Annotated in this window: 6 protein-coding genes; 5 read left to right on the top strand and 1 reads right to left on the bottom strand. The window is 37.3% G+C overall.

Annotation, left to right across the window (positions count from 1 at the left end; all coding sequences use genetic code 11):
* The first annotated feature begins 33 nt into the window (after positions 1-33).
* From GHD25_RS19570 to GHD25_RS19550, 5 genes are all read left to right on the top strand, one after another.
* Entirely contained in the window at positions 34-1,014 is a 981-nt protein-coding gene (locus GHD25_RS19570) for a hypothetical protein (protein WP_164220027.1), read from the top strand.
* Between the two features lie 861 nt (positions 1,015-1,875).
* Positions 1,876-2,088: a TasA family protein gene (locus GHD25_RS20305; RefSeq protein WP_276207861.1), complete on the top strand. Its 213-nt coding sequence runs from the start codon at positions 1,876-1,878 to the stop codon at positions 2,086-2,088.
* Between the two features lie 2 nt (positions 2,089-2,090).
* The gene (locus GHD25_RS20455) at positions 2,091-2,312 is read left to right on the top strand and encodes a TasA family protein (RefSeq protein ID WP_462944029.1); all 222 of its coding nucleotides are present in this window, start codon (positions 2,091-2,093) and stop codon (positions 2,310-2,312) included.
* Positions 2,313-2,341: 29 nt separating this feature from the next.
* Positions 2,342-4,858, top strand: coding sequence for an FIMAH domain-containing protein (locus GHD25_RS19555; RefSeq protein WP_164220023.1), 2,517 nt, complete (start codon positions 2,342-2,344; stop codon positions 4,856-4,858).
* Positions 4,859-5,000: 142 nt separating this feature from the next.
* Positions 5,001-5,171, top strand: a complete 171-nt coding sequence (locus tag GHD25_RS19550) for a hypothetical protein (RefSeq protein ID WP_164220021.1) — start codon at positions 5,001-5,003, stop codon at positions 5,169-5,171.
* A gap of 109 nt (positions 5,172-5,280) precedes the next feature.
* Here GHD25_RS19550 and GHD25_RS19545 read toward each other — a convergent pair whose 3' ends face one another.
* Positions 5,281-5,949, bottom strand: coding sequence for an HAD family hydrolase (locus GHD25_RS19545; RefSeq protein WP_164220019.1), 669 nt, complete (start codon positions 5,947-5,949; stop codon positions 5,281-5,283).
* Positions 5,950-6,364: the final 415 nt, after the last annotated feature.

Here is a 6,364-nt window from a genome sequence, read left to right as displayed (position 1 = left end):
TATTTTCTATGAAGATTATCGCATGAAAAAACTATGGTGAAAATGTGGGGACTATTTGACGCTTACCTAAATGAGCAAATAGAATATATACTTTCTCAAACAGATGAGAAACTTGGAATCGAAAGTTTTACGAAAACTGGGTTATCTCTTCCTGCTTGGTCTGACCGGGGTCATTACACATCTGGAGAATTTGCATATGTGTATCCAGTTCATACTGGAATGATTACGCTGCCTATTTTAAGATACGTTGATACAGTCTATGAAAATGATCTGAATAAGTATAGGGAGTCTGCAACGCGTTTTTTAGCAGCATCAGGTGAAGCGCTTGCCATACATAATCAGGATGAGTTGTGGGTGGATTTTTCCGATACTGAAGGTTTTTATATCGGACACCCGTATGGAGAAGGCTTAGTATCAGAGGCAGGTAAAATAGGGATACCAAATAGAATAAGTGTTTATCTTGCAGCTGCAGGATTATATGACAAGTTAACAACGAGTCATACTTACGATGAAAGAATAGAAAAAAGTCTAAATTACTTTAAGAATTCTTTGTTTAAATATGACGGGGAATTTGATTCTTATTACTGGAGTTATTGGGAAGAACAAAATATTCAAAAACCATGGGAAGATATTAGTCATGCAGCAGTTACGGTATATGGAATTCATATCCTTCATGAAGAAGTAGGATACTCAGTATTTACAGAAGAAGACTTCGAGAAGATTGCGAACAATATACCTAAGATAATTAAGGATGATAGCTCGTCTATCCAGATGAGAAAGTATATTCATAAAAGAAGTGACGAAGAAAAAGTATATTATAATCTAGCAGAGAATCCGTATTATTATGATGTTTTTAGATGGAGCTTTTTAGGCGTATACAATGAAAGTGTTTTTGATGCCTTAGAAAGAGTTTATAAAAAAATTAATATTGAAGAGATGAATCCCAATACAAGATTAAGCAGTATTGCATCTTTTTTATATGCGAAAGAGAAAACAGAGAGTATTAAGTGGTAGTGGGTATGCAAGAGTCTTTAAGAATACTACTTTAAAATTAATAGCCTATGATTTATATCCAGAGAGACAGCTGAAGCAAAAATAGGTGCTTGGTTTCTCGTTTGTTCAATGATAACGTATTCGGTAATTGCAGTGGGCTGACTAAAGCCATTATTCACCTCTGATCGGTATACAATAGGGATTCATAAGCTTCGTCTGGGGTATGCAAACATATGACAGCATTCAGATGTGCTGTTTAAGAATTATTTAACAGCCCCCAATTAAAAGCAGATTCCCCCACAATCTTGATTATATCTTCTAAACCAATCTCAGACATGGATCCTATTCGATAATCAACCCCTAGGTGAACCCGAAGTTTGATTGTTCAGGGTAATTGAACAGTTCCCCCCCAAGGGAAATTTAGATACTATTACAGTAGTAAAGTGATGAAAACTATTCATCATTATCTTCAATAAACTTATTATTACTTTTAATACCCCCAGGCTGACTGGTGTTTACACTACTTTTAGATTAGGAGTATTTCCTCAAGTTCACTATTTTAGTAATTGATTGATACTATTTATATTTCTCAATATGTAGTTCTTAATTATTGTTTTAAGAAAAGTGGGAATTATATATAGATTTTTTATACTCTATTTGTTATTGTCAATTATAGTGGAACATATAAAAGAATTACTGACATCTTTGATCTCAATAAATCATAGATAGGCAGGTGTAAACAATGAAAGAGTAGGCGAAAGAGATCCATATTCCGAAAATTGAAAGGGGAGATTACCAATAAATATTAAAAAATAATGTATGGGAGTTATCTTTGGGAGTTCTTTAATCGAAGAAGGGACGTTTACCTAGTTCAGTAACTCAATGACAATAGAATCTACATTTGCAGAAGATATACCGGATCTGAAAGCAGAGCCTACAGAGATTATTAATGTGGATAATATGAAACCAGATGATACTATGATTCGTACCTTTGAACTGCAAAACAATGGGACACGTGATATGCATCAAGTATATCTGGATACTGAATATACCGTCGATGATGCAGAAGAGGATATTACGGAAGACTTCGGTTAGCCATCCCGGTAGAGCTTTTATATAACTTGTACAAGCTGGGCGAAGTAGTATACGAAACTGCCCTTGTCGAGCTTAGGGAAATGACAACGGAAGCTATTGGGGAGCATGCATTAAATAAATTTCTTGGTGATGCTCTGCCAGCAGGTGAATTCGATGATTTGGTAGTGCAATTTACTTTCATAATACTGTGTTTCAATAAAAGTGATCGGCTAGAGTTAGTATAAAAATATTATTGATAAGGGAGAGGAAATCTTTGATAAAAAAAGCATTTACCACCTTTTTCATTGTTCTTGCGTTATTTGTAACCGCTTACACAACTGGTTCCCAAACGGTGCAGGCACAAACACCCTACAATCCAGTTCCATACGAAGAGATAGGATCAAAATTAGAAGAATATGAACGAGAAAGTGACCGCGTATCGGTGGAAGTCGTGGGACAATCTACTTTAGGTAACGATCTATACGCTGTTGTCATCTCTGATCCTCAGGACGAAGAAGGATTGGAGAAATCCGAAATTTTACGGGAGTTAATGATTGAAGACCCAAATGAAGCACTCAATTTTGTTGAAGCAAACCCCGATGTAAAAGTTCCTTTTATGGTTAACGGATCCATACACGGTAATGAATATGTGGGTACCGATGCTGTATTAAAACTTATTGAGCGCTTTGCATACGAAAATGATGAAACAACGAAGAACATCCTCGAAAATAATATTCTCGTCTTTAATGTTGTGAACAATCCAGATGGACGTATTTTAGGAACGAGACAGAATGCTGAAGGGTTTGATTTAAACCGTGAACACGTGACACAATTACAACCGGAAACAAATGTAAATGTAGCATTAATTAAAGAATGGCTTCCTATGGTCTTTCTAGATCTACATGGCTATATAATAAGATCTACTGATACTCCCGGTCTTCTTGGAGCAGCTACACCTCCATACAATCCCAATATTGAAACAGATATATATCTTAAATGGGGGATGGAGCAGAGCTTAGCGATGGAAGAAGAACTAGTTAAAAACAGAGATAATTATGAGAGCGACCTGTATAGAAATATGCAAGGAACTCATATCCCTGCCCGGGATCAGGATTTCGGATGGGATGGCTACCCGCCAATTTTCACGCCTATGTATGCTCAGGGTCACGGAGCATTTGCCTATACGAACGAAGCACCAACAAATAGTTGGGACGGTGTCAGATGGCATGTTGATGCTACTATGGGAGCACTTAAATATGCAACCGAAAATAAGCTGGAAATGCTTAAAGCCCAAATTGAAGTCTTTAGGAGGGGGGTTGAATTTGACCATCCTAATCATGAATCAGGGTTTCTTCCAAAAGCATATGTAATCCCCGACCAAGCAGATTCTTCCATAACGGTGAGGGCCATAAATCATCTCATTAAAAATGGCATTGAGGTCTCAGAAGCCAAAGAATCGTTTACGGTTAACGGCGAACAATATGACAGTGGAACGTACATTGTGTTTATGAACCAAGCAAGAGCAGGTTTAGCCAACAACTTGCTTTGGGAGGGCGAAGATATCAGTGATGACGTTGATAGCATGTACGATATATCTGCCTGGAGTTTATCCGAATTATGGGACTTTGATGTGATCGCTGCTAATACTTCTATTGATATCGCTGTAAAAGAGGTCCGGGAGCTAGAAATTGAAGGTCAATTAAGAGGGGACGGTCCATATGAAATTAGAAACAGTTCAATTGGAGCCGTGAACTTGGTTAACCAGCTAATCCAGAATAACATTTCAGTTTATAAAGGAAGTAATGGGCATTTTTATGTAGAGCAAAGCAATGGAGATACTTTGCTTAATGCAGTACAACAGTCAGGAATTACTTTAGAAACAGTGCCATTGCCTGAAGAAGCCAAATTACTGGAGAAAGTAAATGTGGCAATATTAGAAGATCGGAGTCAACATGGTATACGCACAGCTCTTAAACGACTTGGATTCCATATAACTGAAATCGCTCCTCAAGAAATAGCTGAAAACGGGTTAGACAACTATGATGCATTGGTTGCCAACGGTTCTGGGAACCATGACAGTGATTCATATAAACGAAACATCCAGGAGTTTATATCTAACGGTGGCAAATATATCGCAATCGGAGCTAATGCTTCCAATGTTGCTGTTCAGCTGGGATTAGCTGATACTATAGTAAATACTGGCAGTCGGCACGATAACGGAATTGTGAGTGTTAATTATAAAGACACCACTTTAACTTCCGGGTATAATGAGAATGATATAGGTTTCGTTTATAATCCCGTATGGTACACAGACATTGAAGATGATAGAGTTATAGCATCTTTTGCAGACCAAGACTTTTTTAGAGCCGGCTTTTGGCAAAATTCTGAGACAGCACAAGGACAGCCAACTATAATTAAAGGACACAACAATGAAGTCACTTTATTTGGATTAGAGGTTGGATTTAGAGCCCATCCAGAATACCTGTATAGATTACTTTCAAACGCTATTTATCCAGGGGAGGAAACGATTTTAACAACTGCTTCAGGGACGAAAGCACGTGCTGAGCGTTTTGCAGAGGAAGGAGAATTCGAGAGTGATGAAGTTGCCCGCTCCTTAAAAATGCATCTGACTGCAGTGAGTCTTTACGAAGAAAGAGGACAAGCGGAGAAAGTAGTTCATCACATGGAAGGTTTTAAAGTTTTGCTGGATCATCAGAAAGAGTTGATTTCAGATAAGGCGTTTAACATCCTTCAGGCCGACGCCGATTCTTTAATTAAGAAATGGCAATAGAAGTTCATGTATAACCAAAATGTACAACACCCCTTTTTCAGGAAGATAAATGGATAAGGGGTGTTGTGATATTTTATTAACTCATAAAAATACGTTTCTGTACGAGAAAGTCACAAATCTCCCAATAGTCACTGCTACTCAAATGTTAGAGGCAACATTCCACCTTGAAAATAAGATGTATTTAGCAAATAAAAAATATGATAAGGCAATTAAAAATGCATACCGCTTATCACAACAAATTATTGCTGTATTAAAGATTCCTTATCACGGAAACTTACTCCGTGCAAAACTCTACGCTATTAGTTTGGCATAAACAGCGTTGGTTATTGTGGACTTCCGGTGGGTTGGTATTGTGGTCTACAAAGGAAAAGACCACAGAACATACGGCAGCACTAAGCTGTTTAAAAGTTGTTCAACAGCCCCTAATCAGAAGAAGATTTCCCCACAATCTTGATTATATCTTCTAAACTAATCTCAGACATAGATCCTATTCGATAATCCACCTCACAGAAATCCATTGCTTCTGTCACTTCATTTGGCACAATGACGCATGACATACCAGCCCTTTTTGCTGCTAGTGAACCATTAGCTGAATCCTCAAACACTAAGCATTCTTGTACATTTAATTGCAGGCACTTTGCTGCTTCTAAATATAGCGAAGGGTCGGGTTTGACTGTTTCAACATCATCTGCAGTTTTAATGCATTGAAAGTAATCAAATAATCCCAGTTTTTTCAGGTGAGAGGACACCCATTCGTAGTTTGAACTTGAAGCTAATCCGATTTTTAAACCAAGCTTATTTGCTGATTCTAAATAATCCTCTACACCTGATCTTGCTTTTTCGGCAGAAAGTTTTGCATGAAATTTTTCCTCGAAAGTCTCCTTTAATACTTTATGGTCCAATTTCCGTTTAAGCTGTTCTTCTAAATAATTGTATGGCGAAAAATCAGTATAAGTACCGATTTGCTCTTGCCATTTTGTAAGCGGCAATGTGCTGCCATGCTCGATAAATATATCATTTAATACATTGTAATGATGAGTTTCAGTATCAAAAATTAATCCGTCAAAATCAAATATTATACCTTTTATCATACGCCACGCCTCCCAAACTCTATAATACTACTTTGATCCCAGGCTATTCTAACATATTATTATCGGAAATTTTTACCATCCAGATGTCAGCTGTGCCGGTTTTGGTCTATGAAAAACTGCAGTACTGTGCATTCTTGCTGCAAGTACTGCAGTTTTTTCCTGACACCTAATCTTTTTTTAGTTTATCAATTAATTCAACAAGATTAGGGTCATTAATATAGTTTTCAATGGAAATGATGACCTTGTCATGGTGAGCCATGCGTGCTCTTTCTAATAAATCCTTGTGAATGACAATGATATCTGAATCCTCTGGAGCATCCTCTATTCTAAAATGTTTAACGTCAATATGAACTGCCCCCTGTCAAGTAGACAGTGGAAATAATAAAAACGATTTATGCGGCCATAGCTCTATATT

It is taken from the genome of Virgibacillus aidingensis (assembly GCF_010994035.1).
In the GTDB taxonomy this organism is placed as follows: domain Bacteria; phylum Bacillota; class Bacilli; order Bacillales; family Amphibacillaceae; genus Virgibacillus_N.
Note: the sequence above shows the minus strand (reverse complement) of the source record. Positions and strands in the feature narration are given on the sequence as shown.

Excerpts from the sequence above, each read along its gene's own strand:
- GHD25_RS19570 (WP_164220027.1), top strand. The coding sequence starts at position 34 with ATGGTGAAAATGTGGGGACTATTTGACGCTTACCTAAATGAGCAAATA.
- GHD25_RS20305 (WP_276207861.1), top strand. The coding sequence starts at position 1,876 with ATGACAATAGAATCTACATTTGCAGAAGATATACCGGATCTGAAAGCA.
- GHD25_RS19550 (WP_164220021.1), top strand. The coding sequence starts at position 5,001 with ATGTTAGAGGCAACATTCCACCTTGAAAATAAGATGTATTTAGCAAAT.
- GHD25_RS19545 (WP_164220019.1), bottom strand. The coding sequence starts at position 5,949 with ATGATAAAAGGTATAATATTTGATTTTGACGGATTAATTTTTGATACT.